General features: G+C 69.4%; 13 protein-coding genes and 2 pseudogenes. 4 read left to right on the plus strand and 11 right to left on the minus strand.

The features are described from left to right. Positions 1-216 precede the first annotated feature (216 nt). Positions 217-1299, plus strand: a complete 1083-nt coding sequence (locus tag AU195_RS16295) for a M23 family metallopeptidase (RefSeq protein WP_059160099.1) — start codon at positions 217-219, stop codon at positions 1297-1299. Continuing rightward, entirely contained in the window at positions 1300-1956 is a 657-nt protein-coding gene (locus AU195_RS16300; protein ID WP_059160100.1) for a hypothetical protein, read from the plus strand. Here AU195_RS16300 and pcrA read toward each other — a convergent pair. Continuing rightward, the gene (pcrA, locus tag AU195_RS16305) at positions 1953-4301 is read right to left on the minus strand and encodes a DNA helicase PcrA (protein WP_059160101.1); all 2349 of its coding nucleotides are present in this window, start codon (positions 4299-4301) and stop codon (positions 1953-1955) included. The genes AU195_RS16300 and pcrA overlap by 4 nt on opposite strands. Positions 4302-4499: 198 nt before the next feature. Between pcrA and AU195_RS16310 the strand changes: the two genes are divergently transcribed. Next, positions 4500-4796, plus strand: coding sequence for a chorismate mutase (locus AU195_RS16310; RefSeq protein WP_059160102.1), 297 nt, complete (start codon positions 4500-4502; stop codon positions 4794-4796). A gap of 88 nt (positions 4797-4884) precedes the next feature. On the opposite strand, the gene AU195_RS16315 is transcribed toward AU195_RS16310, so the two are convergent. Both AU195_RS16315 and AU195_RS16320 read right to left on the minus strand, forming a co-directional pair. Continuing rightward, positions 4885-6930 carry an SGNH/GDSL hydrolase family protein gene (locus AU195_RS16315; RefSeq protein ID WP_059160112.1) on the minus strand — a complete coding sequence of 682 codons (2046 nt, stop codon included), beginning with the start codon at positions 6928-6930 and terminating at the stop codon, positions 4885-4887. Positions 6931-7012: 82 nt separating this feature from the next. After that, a complete protein-coding gene (locus AU195_RS16320; RefSeq protein WP_059160103.1) occupies positions 7013-8461 on the minus strand; it encodes an NAD-dependent succinate-semialdehyde dehydrogenase in 1449 nt (482 codons plus the stop codon). A 50-nt stretch (positions 8462-8511) separates the two neighbouring features. Here AU195_RS16320 and pgi point away from each other — a divergent pair, with 50 nt between their 5' ends. Continuing rightward, positions 8512-10176: a glucose-6-phosphate isomerase gene (gene pgi / locus AU195_RS16325; RefSeq protein WP_059160104.1), complete on the plus strand. Its 1665-nt coding sequence runs from the start codon at positions 8512-8514 to the stop codon at positions 10174-10176. Positions 10177-10225: 49 nt separating this feature from the next. Here pgi and AU195_RS16330 read toward each other — a convergent pair whose 3' ends face one another. From AU195_RS16330 to AU195_RS16360, 8 genes and pseudogenes are all read right to left on the minus strand, one after another. Then, positions 10226-10966 carry an SDR family oxidoreductase gene (locus tag AU195_RS16330; RefSeq protein WP_059160105.1) on the minus strand — a complete coding sequence of 247 codons (741 nt, stop codon included), beginning with the start codon at positions 10964-10966 and terminating at the stop codon, positions 10226-10228. A 222-nt stretch (positions 10967-11188) separates the two neighbouring features. Beyond that, positions 11189-11656 (minus strand): zinc finger domain-containing protein, encoded by a 468-nt coding sequence (locus tag AU195_RS26220; RefSeq protein WP_286149291.1) that lies wholly within the window; start codon positions 11654-11656, stop codon positions 11189-11191. 153 nt (positions 11657-11809) lie between these two features. Next, a pseudogene (locus AU195_RS26225) lies at positions 11810-12052 on the minus strand (DNA-formamidopyrimidine glycosylase family protein); the annotation flags it as partial. 16 nt (positions 12053-12068) lie between these two features. Next, on the minus strand, positions 12069-12464 hold the full coding sequence (locus tag AU195_RS16340) for a phage holin family protein (protein ID WP_059160107.1): 396 nt from the start codon (positions 12462-12464) through the stop codon (positions 12069-12071). Between the two features lie 18 nt (positions 12465-12482). Next, complete coding sequence (gene cobF, locus AU195_RS16345) at positions 12483-13220, minus strand: precorrin-6A synthase (deacetylating) (RefSeq protein WP_059160108.1); 738 nt, start codon at positions 13218-13220, stop codon at positions 12483-12485. Between the two features lie 27 nt (positions 13221-13247). Beyond that, complete coding sequence (locus AU195_RS16350; RefSeq protein WP_059160109.1) at positions 13248-14300, minus strand: YihY/virulence factor BrkB family protein; 1053 nt, start codon at positions 14298-14300, stop codon at positions 13248-13250. A gap of 50 nt (positions 14301-14350) precedes the next feature. Next, positions 14351-16069, minus strand: a complete 1719-nt coding sequence (locus tag AU195_RS16355) for a thiamine pyrophosphate-requiring protein (RefSeq protein ID WP_059160110.1) — start codon at positions 16067-16069, stop codon at positions 14351-14353. 32 nt (positions 16070-16101) lie between these two features. Then, positions 16102-16857 (minus strand): annotated as a pseudogene (locus AU195_RS16360) (MFS transporter); the annotation flags it as partial. Positions 16858-16933 lie beyond the last annotated feature (76 nt).

Consider the following 16933-nt stretch of genomic DNA (forward strand, 5'->3'; position numbering starts at 1 on the left):
TGCACCCAGGGGGCTCGTGGGAACTTTATCCACACCGGCGGAGCCGGTCGTCACCGCCCACCGCGGATGTGGGAGATCTCACCGCGCCGCGAACGTGATACACCTCACAAATCTCGATCACCCACGCTCCCGGGTTGCCACGCTCATTGGGATTTGGTTAACGTGCCATCTGGTCTTGATAGGTAACGGTCAGATCACGACAAAGGATTCTTCAGGTTGGCAGCGCATCGTTCGTCCCGGTCCCGCGAGGGAGCCTCGACGAACGCTCGCCAGCGCCAGGCGGTTTCGATCCCCGCTGAGCGCGCCGCCGAAGTCACCGACATCATCCCGTTCAACGAGTTCGGCGGCCTTGGTGACCTCGACTTCCGTGACAGCACCGCCTTCGATCGCGAGTCGCAGGTCATCGGCGCCCCCGAACTGGACGACCTGCACGACACCGACGACCTGATCCCGCTGCGGTTGGCGATCCCCGCGCAGTTCCGCGCCGAGGGCGGCGCCGACGCTCCGCGCCGGTCCCGCGCCTACCGCGACAGCCACACCGACGTCAGCGACGGCGCCGCCGCCACCGACATCATCGACCTCCGTGCCCGCCGCGGCGCGCACCGCAAGGAGGCCGAAGGCCCGGTCAAGAGTCGCCTGATGATCGCCGCGATGGCCGCGGGCGCGACCGCCGCGGGCGCCTACTCGATGACGCAGAACGCCGCTCCGGCCACCACCGATACGGTGCTGGCCTCGGGTGAGACGACCGTCGAGGGCGCGTCCATCACCGGATCCGTCGACGGCATGCAGATCGTGTCGGTCGCCTCGACCGCCAACGCCGCTGTGCACACCGAGGAGATCCAGAAGGCCGCCGCCTTCGCCCAGGAACGCGCCGAGCGCGAGGCGCGCCAGATGCGGCCCCTCTACGTGATGCCCACGAAGGGCGTCTGGACGTCCGGATTCGGTTACCGCTGGGGCGTGCTGCACGCCGGTATCGACATCGCCGGACCGATCGGCACGCCGATCCTCGCCGCCGCCGACGGCGTCGTCGTCGACGTCGGCCCGACCGCCGGTTACGGCGCGTGGGTCAAGCTGCGCCACGCCGACGGCACGGTCACGCTCTACGGCCACCTGAACACGTGGTCGGTGAGCATGGGTGAGAAGGTCATGGCCGGTGACCAGATCGCGACGATGGGCAACCGCGGCAACTCCACCGGGCCACACCTGCACTTCGAGGTGATGATCGACGGTACGAACCGTATCGATCCGGTGGGATGGCTGGCCAAGCGTGGCATCACCACCGGCAGCTATGTTGGCTGAGTGAGCGCTGCTGATTCGACTGGCCAACCAGACGATCCGGCCCCTCAGAACGACCCGAAGACCCACATCATCCGTCGGCATCCGACCGGTGAGATCCCCGTGGCGTCCCCCGCGCCACCGAGCGAATCCCCGACCGGCATCATCCGTCGTCACCCGACCGGCGGGCTGCCGACGGCAGGCGCCGAACCGCAGACCAGTTACATCGAGCCGCCCGCGGTCGAAGACGGGACGCAGACGTCCTACATCCCGCGGCCGCGGCCGGTGGAGATCCCGCCGACGGCGCTGACCGCGCATCCGCGCACCGCGGTCGCCGCGGCGGTGCTGGCGATCCTGTCCGGATGGGCCACCGCCGTGATCGCCACCGACCTCATCACCGGGTGGTGGAGCACCGACCGGCTGTTCTGCGTGGCGATCGGCTTCCTCACGACCATCTCGGCCGCCGCGTCGATCGGCGGGCTCGTTCTGCTGCTGCTGCGCCGCCGGATGAGCCGGCTGCTCATCGTCGTCGGCTGTGTCATCGGGCTGCTGATCTTCGGCAGCCTGTTCGTCGCCGGCGCGAAATTCCCGTGGATCGTCTACGCGATACCGGTGCTGCCCCTGGCGGCGATCGCGCTGACCCTGCTGCCCAGCACTGGACGGTGGGCGCAGTCAGGTTAGAGCTTCTGCACCGGCGCGTGGTTGTGCATGAGCTTGACGCGTCCGGCACTGCCGAAGTCGATCAGCGACATCGCGGACTCGCCGACGCCTGACACCTCTTCGACGCGGCCCAGCCCGTACTTGTCGTGGTTGATGCGGTCACCGGGTTCCAGCACGATCAGCGGGCGCTTCCCCATCCCGGAGCGTCCGGGGGCGGGCCGGCGCTGCTCGGGTGCGCTGAACCGTCCGGCACCACCACCGACCGGTGCGCTGAACGACGGCGTCGGATCGGTGCGCCGCCAGTCGATGAGCTCCTGCGGGATCTCCCGCAGGAACCGCGACTCCGGGTTGAGCATGGGCTGCCCCCACGAGGAGCGCACCTTCGCGCGGCTCAGGTAGAGGCGCTGGCGCGCGCGGGTGATGCCGACGTAGGCCAGCCGGCGTTCCTCGGACAGTTCGTCGGGGTCACCGAGGGCCCGCATGTGCGGGAACATGCCGTCCTCCCAGCCGGTGACGAACACGACCGGGAACTCCAGGCCCTTGGCGGTGTGCAGCGTCATCATCGTCACCACCCCGGTCCCGTGTTCGGGGATGTCGTCGGCGTCGGCCACCAGCGACACCCGCTCGAGGAATTGCGCGAGCACACCGGTGTCGGGGACGTCCTCGTCGACCGGTTCGTCCAGATCCTCGGCCAGCGCCGCGGCGTTGGCCCGGTCGATGCTGAATTCGTGTGCGACGCTGACCAATTCGTTGAGGTTGTCCAGCCGCGCGAGGTCCTGCGGATCGTTGGAGGCCTCCAGCTCCGCGCGGTAGCCGGTGCGGTCGAGCACGGCCTCGACCAGCTCGCCGAGTTCGTCGCCGAGGCGGCCGCGCAGTTCGTCGAGCATCTGCACGAAACTCGTGATGCACTTCTCCGAGCGGGTGTTGAGCATCGGCACCTTGCCCTCGGCCGCGGCCTGCAGGGCGTCGTTGAAGCTGCTGCCGGTGTTCTCGGCGTACACCGCGACGCACGCCTCGGCCCGGTCGCCGATACCGCGGCGCGGGGTGTTGAGGATGCGGCGCATGCTCACCGAGTCGCCGGGGTTGTCGAGCACACGGAGGTAGGCGACGATGTCGCGGATCTCCCGGCGCTCGTAGAACCGGACCCCGCCGACCACCTTGTAGGGGATGCCGGCGCGGATGAACACCTCTTCCAGGGCGCGGGAGCTGTTGTTGGTGCGGTAGAACACCGTCACGTCGTTATAGGAGATGTCGCCGCGGTCGGCCAGCGCGTCGATCTCCTGCGCGACGAACCGGGCCTCGTCGTGTTCGTTGTCGGCGACGTAGCCGACGATCAGCTCCCCTTCGCCGGAGTCGGTCCACAACCGCTTCTCGCGCCGGCCGGCGTTGCGGGCGATCACCGAGTTCGCGGCGTTGAGGATCGTCTGGGTCGAGCGGTAGTTCTGCTCGAGCAGGATGGTCGTGGCGTTCGGGTAGTCCCGTTCGAAATCCTCGATGTTGCGGATCGTCGCGCCGCGGAACGCATAGATCGACTGGTCGGCGTCGCCCACCACGCACAACTCCGCGGGCGGCACGCCATCGTCCTCGGGCAGGTCGTGGCCGACCAGTTCACGCACCAGGACGTACTGGGCGTGGTTGGTGTCCTGGTATTCGTCGACCAGGATGTGCCGGAAGCGGCGGCGGTAATACTGTGCGATCTGCGGGAAGTGTTGCAGCACAGCGACGGTCTCGCCGATCAAGTCGTCGAAGTCCAGCGCGTTGGCCGCACGCAGCCGGCGCTGGTACTCGGCGTAGACGTCGGCGATGATGCGGGCCAGGTCGTCGGCGGCCTCCGACGCCTCGGCCGCGGCCTGTTCGGGACCGATCAGCTCGTTCTTCAGGTTCGAGATGCCGTTGGACAGCAGGCGGGGCGAGTACTTCTTGGTGTCGAGCCCCATGTCCTTGCCGATCATCAGCAGCAGGCGGCGCGAGTCGTCGGCGTCGTAGATCGAGAAGTTCGAGTTCAGGCCGGGCAGCAGCGAGGCCTGGTTGCGCAGGATCCGCACGCACGTCGAGTGGAACGTCGCCACCCACATGCTGCGGGCCCGCGGGCCGATCAGCGCGACGACGCGTTCGCGCATCTCGGCGGCGGCCTTGTTGGTGAACGTGATGGCCAGCACCTGGCCGACGCCGACGTCGCGGGCGGCCAGCAGGTAGGCGATGCGCCGGGTCAGCACGGCGGTCTTACCCGACCCGGCCCCCGCCACGATCAGCAGCGGCGACCCCTCATGCAGCACCGCCTGGCGCTGCTGCGGGTTGAGGCCGTCGAGGAGGTCCTCGGCCCCGTCGTCACGCCGGGATCTCGGTTCAGTCACGTTCACACTCATGTCTGTCCCAACTTACCGCCGCGCGGTGACACTCTTTGCGCTGCCACGGCCGCGGATGGCACACTGACAACCGTGCTTGACCAGAGGCGATTTTTTTACGGGTACCGGCCCGCGGTGCCCGTGGTCTAGCTGCTTCCCTCAGCCCCGCGGTCCGCGTCCGGATCCGGGGCTCTTCTCTTGTGTGAGGCCCGAAACCGGATGAGACCAGAAACCCCACACGAGGAGTCAGAAGTGAGCATCGAAACGGATCAGTCGCTCGACATCGACGCCCTGCGTCAGGAGATCGACGAGCTCGACGCCGCCATCCTCGCCGCCGTGCAGCGGCGCACCGAGGTCTCCAAGCTCATCGGCAAGGCGCGGATGGCCTCCGGCGGCACCCGCCTGGTGCACAGCCGTGAGATGAAGGTGATCGAGCGCTACAGCGTGCTCGGCCCGGAGGGCAAGGACCTGGCGATGCTGCTGCTGCGCCTGGGCCGCGGCCGCCTCGGCCACTAGTCCTCGCTGCGCCGAGATCGACGTTCTGGCGCGTTCCTCCCGCACTTTCGCGCCCATGTGTTCGTTTGGGCGCAAACAACGCAGACGGTCACTTCGCGGCGGCGAGGGCCTCGGTCAGCCATGGCGTCAGCCATTCGACGGCTTCCCTGGTCGGATGGACGCCGTCGTCGCGCATCTGGATGCCCTCCACCCAGTTGGTGTAGTAGCCGCGCGGTGAGAGTTTGTCGTTGAGGTCGAGCACCGTCACGTTGCGCCGCGGCGCGGCGACCTCCCGCACCAGGTCGTTCCACGCGTCGGCGCGGTCGGGGTCGTCCTCCGGGTACAGGCTGCCGTCGGCCTGTTCGGCGCGCCGGTTGTACGGCGCGGTGGTGACGACCACGCGCGCCCCCGTCGAACCCAGGATGTCGAGCGCCCGGTTCAGCTCACCGCGCAGATAGCCGTCGTAGGCGTCGTCGCCGACATGGGTCCACCTGCCCTCGTTGATCCGGTCCACCAACTCCCAGCGGCCCACCATCAGCAGCACGACGTCGGGGCGGTCATGACCGACGCGCTGCGCCCACCGGCTCGGCCAGGTGTCGCACTCCGGCTTCTGCGTCAGCGTCTGCCCGGTGGTCTTGTAGGGGCCGCCGCGCGCGATGCCACAGCCGATGGTCGTGTAGTTCGTGAAGTGCAGGCCCGGTGTCTCCGGCAGGTACCGCATCAGCGTCCACGCCACCGAATCGCCGAACACCGCGACGCTGCGGGTGCCCGGCGGGCGCTGCACACCCGCGGCGCCGATCGGAACCGCCCGCTCCGGCAGCACCGCCGCGGCCGAGTTGATGTCGAGCAGAGCGGCCCCGGAGTCCTCGGTGGGCGGCACACCGACGGGTACCACCGAGATCGTCACGACCGCGGCCGTCGCGGCGGTGGCCAGCGCCAGCGGAAGCTGCGGCACCGTCGCGGGACGCCACTGACGGATCGGGCGCTCCAGCAGCCAGTAGCTCAACACCGCCACCGCCAGCGTCGCCGCACAGCGGGCGGCCAGCAGCGGCCAGCCCGTCCACCCGGTGCGTTCGCCGTTGAGGAACAGGAAGATCGGCCAGTGCCACAGGTACACGCCGTAGGAGATCGCGCCCAGCCACACCAGCGGACCGCAGGCCAGCAGTCGCGCCACCGGACCGCGCTGGTCGAGCGCCACGGTGGCCACGACGAGGACGGCCGCCGCCGCGGCCGCGGTGAACAGGCCCATCCGGTACTCGGCGGGCGCCCCCGTCGCGTGGTGGGCGAGCACCGCCAGGCCGGCCAGCCCGACCACCGACAGCAGGCGCGCCGCCCAACGTCCCCACCGCGCCCGGATCGGGGTGCCCATCGTGACCGTCGACCAGTCCCGCACCAGCAGCGCCGCCGCGGCCGCGCCGATCAGCAGGGCCTGCACCCGGGTGTCGGTGCCGAAGTAGACGCGGTTGGCGGTCGCCTCGGAGGTGAACAGCACCGCGGCCGCGGCCGACGCCCCCGCGCCCACCACGGCCAGCCCGAACACACCCCAGCGAACCGCGCGCACCGTGGGCGCCGAGCGCCGCACCGCCAGCACCCCTACGACGGCCACCAGCAGCAGCGGCCACACGAGGTAGAACTGCTCCTCCACACCGAGGGACCAGGTGTGCTGCAGCGGTGACGGCGGGCTGCCCTGGGAGAAGTAGTCGGTCTGCTGCGCGACGAACGCCCAGTTGGCCACCCAGAAGAAGGCGGCGACGGCGGCGTCGCGCAGGGTGGTGACGGCGTCCGGCGGGAAGAACACCCGCGCGGCGACCACCGCCAGCACCATCACCAGCAGCGCAGGCAGCAGGCGCCGGGCCCGCCGGATCCAGAAGCCGCGCAGGTCGATCCGACCGGTGCGGCCGAGTTCGTCCAGCAGCAGTGAGGTGATCAGGAATCCGCTGAGGACGAAGAAGACGTCGACGCCGAGGAACCCACCCGAGACGCCCGGCACACCGCCGTGATCGGCGAGTACGAGGGCCACCGCGACGGCGCGGATGCCGTCGAGCGCCCGGATCTCGCGACGCCCGGCGGTCCCGCGGCGCGTCCTGCCCGCCACCGGCGCGACCCAGCGGCGGCGTGCGCCAACGCGGACCGGCGCCGCAGTCACGGCAGTCACGTCTCCGGCGCCTCCCATATCTGTTCCGAGCAAGGAATTCTATGGGCGGCGCGGCGCCGAATCGCGAAGGCGCGCCTGCGGATTACTTGGTCAACGCGATGTACTTCGTGTCGAGGTACTCCTCGATGCCCTCGGTGCCGCCCTCGCGGCCGAAGCCCGATTCCTTGATGCCGCCGAACGGTGCGGCGGCGTCACTGATCACGCCGCGGTTGACGCCGACCATGCCGGACTCGATGCCTTCGGCGACGCGCAGCGCACGGTCCAGCGACCGGGTGTAGATGTAGGCCGCCAGACCGTATTCGGTGTCGTTGGCCGCGGCGAGGCCCTCCTCCTCGGTGTCGAATCCGGTGATCGGGGCGACGGGGCCGAAGACCTCCTCCTTGAGGATGCGGGCGTCGGCGGGGACGTCGGCGAGCACCGTGGCCGGGTAGAAGTTCCCAGGCCCGCCAGGGGCGACGCCGCCGACGGCGACGGTCGCGCCGCGCGAGACCGCGTCGGAGACCAGTTCGGTCACCTTCTGCAGCTGCTTGTTGTTGATCAGCGGCCCGAGCGTGGCCGATTCGTCGAGACCGTTGCCCAGCGTCACCTCGCTCATCCGCTTGACCAGCTTCTCGGTGAACTCCTCGCGCACGGCGTTGGCGACGTGGAAGCGGTTGGCCGCCGTGCACGCCTCGCCGCCGTTGCGCATCTTGGCCAGCATCGCGCCGTCGACGGCGGCGTCGATGTCGGCGTCGTCGAACACGATGAAGGGTGCGTTGCCGCCGAGTTCCATCGACGTGCGCAGCAGCTTGTCCGCCGACTGTTTCACCAGCGACTTGCCCACCCCGGTCGAGCCGGTGAACGTGAGCTTGCGCAGCCGGCCGTCGTCGATGAGCGCCTCGGTGACCGGTCCGGGGTTGCTGGTCGGCAGCACCGACAGCACGCCCTTGGGCAGCCCCGCCTCGTCCATGAGCTTGGCCAGGTACAGCATCGTCAGCGGTGTTTCCTGCGCGGGTTTGACGATCATCGTGCAGCCCGCGGCGAACGCCGGGCCCATCTTGCGGGTGCCCATGGCGAGCGGGAAGTTCCACGGGGTGATCGCATAACACGGCCCGACGGGCTGTTTGGTGACGACGATGCGGCCGGTGCCCGCCGGGCTGGGCGTGTACCGGCCGCCGATGCGGACGGCCTCCTCGGCGAACCAGCGGAAGAACTCGGCGCCGTAGGTGACCTCACCCTTGCTCTCGGCGAGCACCTTGCCCATCTCGAGGGTCATCAGCGCGGCGATGTCGTCGGCACGGTCGGTGATCGTCTCGAACACCGAGCGCAGGATCTCGCCCCGCTGACGCGCGGGGGTGGCGGCCCATTCGGCCTGCGCCGCGCACGCCGCGTCGAGGGCGGCGACGGCGTCCTCGGCGGTCGCGTCCGCGACGGCCACCAGCACCTCGTCGTTGCTGGGGTCCAGCACGTTGAACGTCGACGCGGCCTGCCGTTCCTCACCGCCGATCCACAGTCCGGTGGGAACCGATTTCAGCAGCGCGGTGGTGTCCATACCTTCATCATTTACACCTCATTCAACGTCGCCGCACTAGGGTCGAAAACATGACGGCCGACACGCAGCTCACCGACATCTCCGCGTCCCCTGCCTGGCAGGCGTTGTCCGAGCATCACGGTGAGATCGGTGGGAGGCATCTGCGGGAGTTGTTCGCCGAGGACCCCTCACGCGGTACGGAGTTGACGGTGTCGGTGGGCGATCTGTACATCGACTACAGCAAGCACCGGGTGACGCGAGAGACGTTGCGGCTGTTGGTGGATCTGGCCCGGACGGCGGGGCTGGAGGCCAAACGCGACGCGATGCTGGCCGGAGAGCACATCAACACCTCCGAGGACCGCGCGGTGTTGCACACCGCGCTGCGCCTGCCCCGCGACGCGTCGTTGACCGTCGACGGTCAGGACGTGGTCGCCGACGTGCACGAGGTGCTGATGCGGATGGGCGATTTCACCGACCGGTTGCGCAGCGGCCAGTGGACCGGCGCCACGGGTGAGCGCATCACCACGGTGGTCAACATCGGCATCGGCGGCTCGGACCTGGGCCCGGTGATGGTGTATCAGGCGCTGCGCCACTACGCCGACGCCGGCATCAGCGCCCGGTTCGTGTCCAACGTCGACCCGGCCGATCTGGTCGCCACCCTCGACGGGCTCGACCCGGCGACCACGCTGTTCATCGTCGCCTCCAAGACCTTCACCACCCTGGAGACGCTGACCAACGCCACCGCGGCGCGCCGCTGGCTCACCGACGCGCTCGGCGACGCCGCCGTCTCGAAGCATTTCGTCGCGGTGTCGACGAACAAGAAGCTGGTCGACGAGTTCGGCATCGACACCGCAACCATGTTCGGGTTCTGGGACTGGGTCGGCGGCCGCTACTCGGTCGACAGTGCGATCGGGCTGGCCGTGATGGCGGTGATCGGCCGCGAGCGGTTCGCCGAATTCCTGGCCGGCTTCCACCTCGTCGACGAGCACTTCCGCACCGCTCCGCTGGAATCCAACGCCCCGGCCCTGCTGGGCTTGATCGGGGTCTGGTACGCCAACTTCTTCGGCGCCCAATCCCGGGCCGTCCTGCCGTACTCGAACGACCTGGCCCGCTTCGCCGCCTACCTGCAGCAGCTGACCATGGAATCCAACGGCAAATCCGTGCGCGCCGACGGCACCCCGGTGTCCACCGACACCGGCGAGATCTTCTGGGGCGAACCCGGCACCAACGGCCAGCACGCCTTCTACCAACTGCTCCACCAGGGCACCCGGCTGGTCCCCGCCGACTTCCTCGGGTTCTCCCAACCCACCGACGACCTGCCCACCGCCGACGGCACCGGCAGCATGCACGACCTGCTGATGAGCAACTTCTTCGCCCAGACCCAGGTGCTGGCATTCGGCAAGACCGCCGAGGAGATCGCCGCCGAAGAGACCCCCGCCCACGTCGTGCCGCACAAGGTGATGCCCGGCAACCGGCCCACCACCAGCATCCTCGCCACCCAGCTGACCCCGTCGGTGGTCGGCCAGCTCATCGCCCTTTACGAGCACCAGGTCTTCACCCAGGGCGTCATCTGGGGCATCGACAGCTTCGACCAGTGGGGTGTCGAGCTCGGCAAGACCCAGGCCAAGGCCCTGCTGCCGGTCCTCACCGCCGACGACTCACCGGCCGAACAAGCCGACACCTCCACCGACGCCCTGGTGCGCCGCTACCGCACCGAGCGCGGCCGCTCGGCCTGAGCGATTTCGGCGCGCTCACGTGCGCACAGCGTCGATCAGCGCGCCGAAATCACGCGAAGAACCGCCCCGGCAGCACCTTCATCACCTGCACCAGCGGCGCCCACGGCCACCACGGGACGGCGGCGCGGCCCGCCTCCTTCTCGATGACGCCGACCATCGCCTTCACCCCGGTCTCGGTGTCGGTCATGAGCATCGTCGACGCGGACTTCGCAGTCATCTCCGATTCGATGTAGCCGGGTTCGAGGACCGTCACGCGGATCGGGCCCTTGGCGTACTCGGCACGCAACGACTCGCCGAGCGACGTGATGCCCGCCTTGCTCGCGGCGTAGGCCGCCTTCACCCCCGGCACGCCCTTGTTGCCGAGCACCGACGAGATCAGCACGAGGTGTCCGCCGCCGCTGCGCTTGAACATCTCCAGCGCCGTCTCGATCTGGACGAGCGCCGCGACGAGGTTGGTCTCGATGGTCGCCTTGTTGGCCCACAGCTTGCCCGTCCCGAGCGGGGCGCCCTTGCCCAGCCCGGCGTTGACGATCACCCGGTCGAGGCCGCCGAGTTCGTCGGACAACGCGGCGAACACCTTCGGCACCTGTTCGTGGTCGTTGACGTCGAGTTCGGCGATCGCGACGTTGATTCCCGGATACCGTTGCGTCAGTTCGGCTTTCAACGCGTCGAGCCGGTCGGTGCGGCGTGCGCACAGCGCGAGGTCGCGGCCCTTGGCGGCGAACGCGCGGGCCATCCCGGCGCCCAGCCCGGAACTGGCGCCGGTGATCAGGATCTTCTGGCGGGTCATGCGGGCAGCGTAGCGGGACCCCGAATTCACATTGGCCACACGCGTCCCGGCACGGAAGGCACATGTCCTTCTGACTTTCGATATCCCCGGCGATATCACTTCTCACGGCGACATGTGCTTCAGCGCATGCCACCCAACCAGCCCGGCCGTTCAGGAACGCTATGGCTGGAACTCGTGCGGAAAACCGCCACACCGTCACGCAAGTTGGGCGGACGACGCGCGCTACTTCAGCAGCCGCGACATCCGCCGGTCGGCGAGCACCCGGCCGCCGGTCTGGCACGTCGGGCAGTACTGGAACGACTTGTCGGCGAACGACACCTCGCGCACGGTGTCGCCGCACACCGGACACGGCAGACCGGTCCGCGCATGCACCCGCAGCCCGGACCGCTTCTCCCCCTTCAGCGTCGCGGCCTGCTGGCCCACCGACCGCGACACCGCATCGGTGAGCACCGAGATCATCGCGTCGTGCAGGGAACCCAGTTGCGCGGCGGTCAGTTTGTTGGCGGTGGCGAACGGCGACAGCCGCGCCACGTGCAGGATCTCGTCGCTGTAGGCGTTGCCGATGCCCGCCATCACCTTCTGGTCGGTGATCACGGTCTTGATGCGCCCGCTCTGCGATGCCAGCAGCGCGCCGAGATCCTCGGCGGTCAACTCGAGTGCGTCCGGTCCGAGCGTCGCGATGCCGGGCACGTCGGCGGGGTCATCGACGAGCCAGACCGCAAGGCGCTTCTGGGTGCCCGCCTCGGTGAGGTCGAAACCGGGCGCGGCGCCGGGGGTGCCGAGGTGGACCCGCAGGGCGATCGGGCCCTTCCCCGGTTTCAACGGCGCGGCGGCCAGTTTGTCCGACCAGCGCAGCCATCCGGCGCGGGACAGATGGGTGATCAGGTACAGGTCACCGGCCTGCAGCCCGAGGTATTTGCCCCAGCGGTGGGCGTCGGTGACCTCGCGGCCGTGCAGCGCGGTGATCGGCGGGTCGAAGGTCTTGAGCACCGAGAACGCCGACACGTCGACGCGTCCGATCGGCAGTCCGACGGCGTGGCGCCGCGAGTGGTCGGCCAGTGCTTCGACCTCGGGCAGTTCCGGCATGTGTCCAGTGTGCCGGTCAGCGCCGGGAAAGCAGACCGCCGCTGAGCAAAGACAGCACCCAGCTCACGATCGAGAGCAGGATTCCGGCCCAGATCGCCGTCCACCAGAAGTCGTCGATGTAGAGCCCCCAGTGCGTGGTGTGCTCGGTGATCCACGCCGTCAGCCACAGCATCAGCGCGTTGATGACGATGTGGAAGAGCCCCAGCGTGAGGATGTACAGCGGGATCGACATGATCTGCACGATCGGTTTGACGATCGCGTTGACCAGCCCGAACACCACCGCCACGACGAAGATGATGCCGACGCGCTGCAGGGTGTTCTCACCGCCGACGAATTCCATACCCGAGACCAGCTGCGTGACCAGCCACAACGCCACCCCGGTGACCGCGGCCCGCAGCAGGAAGCTTCCCACGGCCTGATCTTCGCACGCTCAGGCGCGAAGCAGGTAGGTGTCCATGATCCAGCCGTGCCGCTCGCGCGCGTCGGCCCGCAGCGCGACGATCCGTTCCCCCACCTCGCCGACGGTGCCCGAGACGAGCAGTTCGTCGGCGGTTCCGAGGTAGGCGCCCCACCAGATCCGGGTCTGCGCGGGCGTCTCGGTGAACGCGCAGTCACCGTCGAGCATGACGACCGCCGTACCGGTCAGGCCCTCTTCGCGTAGCCGGCGGCCGGTGGTGATGAGCACGGGTTCGCCGACGTCGTTGAGCGGGATCCGGTGCCGCGCGGTGAGCGCCTGGATGGCGGTGATGCCGGGGATGACGTCGTAGTCGACGTCGACGTGGGCGGCCACCCGGTCGAGGATCCGCAGCGTGCTGTCGTAGAGCGACGGGTCACCCCAGGCGAGGAAGGCGCCGACCCCGTCGGCGCCCAGCTCGGATTCGATCGCCTCGGCCCACAGCTGGGCCCGCGCGGCGTGCCACTGGTCGACGGCCCTGCGGTAGTCACCGGTCTTGGCCCGGACCGGGTCCGGCATCTCGACGAAGCGGTAACCGGGTTCGGTGATGAACCGCTCGCAGATCAGGCGCCGCAGCGCGACCAGGTCGTCCTTCGTCTCACCCTTGTCCATCGCGAAGAACACGTCGGTGTCGTTGAGTGCCGCGACGGCCTGGGCGGTCACATAGTCCGGGTCGCCCGCACCGATGCCGATGACGTGGATCCGTCGAGTCACGCAGGTGAGTATGCCGGGGTGAGTGCGTCAGCCGTCGTCGCGGCCCCGGCTGCGCCGCAGCGCCTTGGCGCGTTCGACGTCCTCTTCGAAGGCGGCTTCCTTTTTCTCGATGACGCGGGTGTCGCGCGGCGGTAGCTGCAGCTCCCGTTCGGCGGGCAGACCGGCCTGCAACTGGCGGCCCCGCTCGAGTTCGGCGTCGAGCTCCGCACCGAAAAGCAGCGCGAGGTTGGTGATCCAGATCCACAGCAGGAAGATGATGACCCCGGCCAGCGTCCCGTAGGTCTTGTTGTAGCTGCCGAAGTTCGCGACGTAGAACCCGAAGCCCACCGAGGCGACGATCCAGGTCAGGATGGCCAGCGCGGCGCCGAGGCTGATCCACCGGAACTTGGGCTGCTGCACGTTGGGCGTGGTGTAGTAGAGCACCGCGACGGCGATGATCACGAGCAGCAGGATCACCGGCCATCGGCCGATGCTCCAGGCGGTGACCGCCGCCTCGCCGAGACCGATCGCGTTGCCGACGGCCTCGGCCACCGGACCGCTGACCGCGAGCATGAACGCCACCAGCGCGGCGCCGAGCAGGGCGGCGAAGGTGAGCACGAGTTGCAGCGGGCGCAGTTTCCAGATCGGCCGGCCCTCGGCGACCTCGTAGATCCGGTTCATCGCCCGGCCGAACGCGCCGACGTATCCGGACGCCGACCACAGCGCGGTGAGGATGCCGATCACCAGCGCGAAGCCCGCGGACGGCGAGTTGACCAGTTGCTCGATGGTGGGCCGCAGGGTGTCCACCGTCGAGGCGGGCGCCACGTCGGAGACGACCTCGAGCAGCGCGTCGGTAGTGCGCTTGCCCTGGCCGACGACGCCGAGCAGCGAGACCATCACCAGTACGGCGGGGAACAGCGACAGCACGGCGTAGTAGGTGAGCGCGGCCGCGAGGTCGGTGCACTGGTCTTTGCCGAACTCCCGAGCCGTTTTGCGCAGGACGTACAGGGCCGACGGTTTGGTCAGGTCGGTCGGCGAATCCGGCTTCCGCGGATCGTCCGGGTGCGGGGCACGGTCTTTGGTGGACACTTCTTCGGCCATGCCCGGTCTCTACCCGGGCGGCGGTGTCCCAAACTCGGGACATCGGTGGGTCACTTCTCCTGCCGCAGCGCCTCGCGCACCGTGTCGGCCTTGCTGTCGGGCATCAGCGGCGGGAGCAGCGGGGTGGCGGGGTCGACCACCGCCTCGATGACCGTCGGCCGGTCGGCCGAGAACGCCGCCGCCCACGCCTGGTCCGCGGCGGCCGAGTCGGTCACCCGGATACCGTGCAGGCCCAGCAGTTCGGCGTAGTCGGCGTACGGGAACCGCGGCACGTCCTGCGATGCCGCGAAGCGCGGATTGCCCTCCATCTCGCGCTGTTCCCACGACACCTCGGTGAGGTCCGCGTTGTGCAGCACCAGCACCACGAACCGCGGATCCGCCCACGACCGCCACCGGTCGGCGATCGTGACGAGCTCGAGCAGCCCGCTCATCTGCATCGCGCCGTCGCCGACCAGCGCCACCACCGGCCGTTGCGGCGCATCGAGTTTCGCGGCCACCCCGTACGGCAGCGCGCAGCCCATCGAGGCGAGGTACCCGGACACGTGCGCGGGAACACCGGGCGGCAACCGCAGATGCCGGGCGTACCAGTACGTCGACGAGCCGACGTCGACCGCCACCCGCGCGTCGGCGGGCAGGTGCTCGGACAGGGCCCGCACCACGGCCTCGGGATTGGCGTCGGCGGTCTCGGCGGCGGCCCGGCGCGCGGCCTCGTCGTGCCACTGCTGCCGCCACTGGCGCACCTGCTCCTGCCAACCCCGGTCCTCCTTCCGGTCGAGCAGCTCCGCCAACGTCGAAAGTGCCTGGGCCGCTTGCCCGACGACGGGGGCGTCGACGGGGTACTTCGCGCCGATCACCCGCGGCTGGATGTCGATCTGCACGGCTTTCGCCTGCCCGGGCGGCGGATAGAACTCCGTCCACGGATCGTTGGAGCCGACGATCAGCAGGGTGTCGCAGTTCGCCATCAACTCGGCGCTGGCGGTGGTGCCGAGGTGACCCATGACGCCGGTGTGCCACGGTTGGCCCTCGTCGAGCACCGGCTTGCCCAGCAGCGACGTCGTCACCCCCGCCCCCAGTGTCTCGACGACGCGGGCGATCTCGTCGGCCGCGCCCGCGGCACCGCGGCCCACGAGCAGCGCGACACGCTGACCGGCGTTGAGAACCTCTGCGGCAGAGCGGATCTGGTCGTCGGGGGCGGTGACCCGCGCCTGCACGCTGACCGCCGTCGACGGCACCACGCCGTGGCTGTGTTCGAGGTGTTCGGGCATCTCGGCCTGCTGCACGTCGTGCGGGATGATCAGCGCGGTGGGCGTCGACGTCGCGATCGCCGTGCGCATCGCGTTGTCGAGCGCCATCAGCGCCTGCTCGGGCGCGAACACCGTCTGCACGTACTGCCCGCACACGTCCTTGAACAGCGCGTGCAGGTCGACCTCCTGCAGGTAGCCGCTCCCCAGCGCGGTCGACACCACCTGCCCGACGATCGCCACCACGGGCCGCCGGTCGAGTTTCGCGTCGTAGAGGCCGGCCAGCAGATGGATGGCGCCGGGACCCTGGGTGGCCATGCAGACGCCCACCCGGCCGGTGTACTTGGCGTGTCCGCACGCCATGAACGCCGCGAGTTCCTCGTGCCTGGTCGAGACGAATTCCGGTGCACCCGAACGCTGCAACGCCCCCAGCAGGGTGTTCACCCCGTCGCCGGCGTAGCCGAACACCCGGTCGGCGCCCCAGTCGCGCAACCGGGCCACCAATGCATCCGCAACCAGATCTGTCATGGCCGCGGCATACCCGTCGGGGCGGTGTCCAATCAGCGGTGCCGGATGGCGAGCAGGGCGACGACGAGCGCGAACGCGGCTCCCATCGACCCGGACACCAGCAGCGGCACGGTCCCGTCGGCACCCCACGCCAGGCCGGCCCACAGCCCGGCCACCAGCACCGCGAAACCGCTGGCGCCCTGGAACACACCCTGCGCACTGGCCTGGACGTCGGCCCCCACCAGCGACGAGATCCATGCCTTGCCCACCCCGTCGGTGCACGCCGTGAACACGCCGTAGACGCCGATCAGCAGCCAGGCCGTGAGGGTGTCGGTGGTCAGCCCCAGCCCGAGGTAGCCGATCGCGAAGAACCCGAGCCCGACCGCGAACACCGCGGGTGTGCCGATGCGGTCGGCCAGCGACCCGGCGGGGTAACTCACCGCCGCGTACACGACGTTGTAGCCCACGTAGGCCAGGATGACCTCGACGACGGAGAAGCCGATCTCGTTGAGCCGCAACAACAACAGCGCATCCGGGAAGTTCACCACTCCGAAGCCGACCAGCAGCGCGGTCACTCTCCAGTAGCGCCCAGGGAGGTCCCGCACGCGCGAGAACAGGGACGGCCGCACCACCGCCACCGCGGGCGGGGCGGGTTCACGCACCAGGAACACCAGCGCGACGGACAGCACCGCGGGGATGACCGCCACCCATAGCAGCGGTGCGATCTGATGGTCGAGCAGTTCGTAGGCGGCCAGACCGAGCAACGGGCCCACCACGGCGCCGAGTGTGTCCATGGCGCGGTGGAATCCGGCGGTTTCAAGCGGTCGATGCAACACCCTTCTGATTGAGGAGTGTTGTGGGTTCGAATCGTGTGTTGCGGTCGAG

Origin of the sequence: Mycobacterium sp. IS-1496 (genome assembly GCF_001499995.1) — a bacterium.
In the GTDB taxonomy this organism is placed as follows: Bacteria; Actinomycetota; Actinomycetes; order Mycobacteriales; family Mycobacteriaceae; genus Mycobacterium.

Coding starts and splice junctions, on each gene's coding strand:
- AU195_RS16310 (WP_059160102.1), top strand. CDS start 4,500: ATGAGACCAGAAACCCCACACGAGGAGTCAGAAGTGAGCATCGAAACG.
- pgi (WP_059160104.1), top strand. CDS start 8,512: ATGACGGCCGACACGCAGCTCACCGACATCTCCGCGTCCCCTGCCTGG.
- AU195_RS16330 (WP_059160105.1), bottom strand. CDS start 10,966: ATGACCCGCCAGAAGATCCTGATCACCGGCGCCAGTTCCGGGCTGGGC.
- AU195_RS16350 (WP_059160109.1), bottom strand. CDS start 14,300: ATGGCCGAAGAAGTGTCCACCAAAGACCGTGCCCCGCACCCGGACGAT.
- AU195_RS16320 (WP_059160103.1), bottom strand. CDS start 8,461: ATGGACACCACCGCGCTGCTGAAATCGGTTCCCACCGGACTGTGGATC.
- pcrA (WP_059160101.1), bottom strand. CDS start 4,301: ATGAGTGTGAACGTGACTGAACCGAGATCCCGGCGTGACGACGGGGCC.
- AU195_RS16355 (WP_059160110.1), bottom strand. CDS start 16,069: ATGACAGATCTGGTTGCGGATGCATTGGTGGCCCGGTTGCGCGACTGG.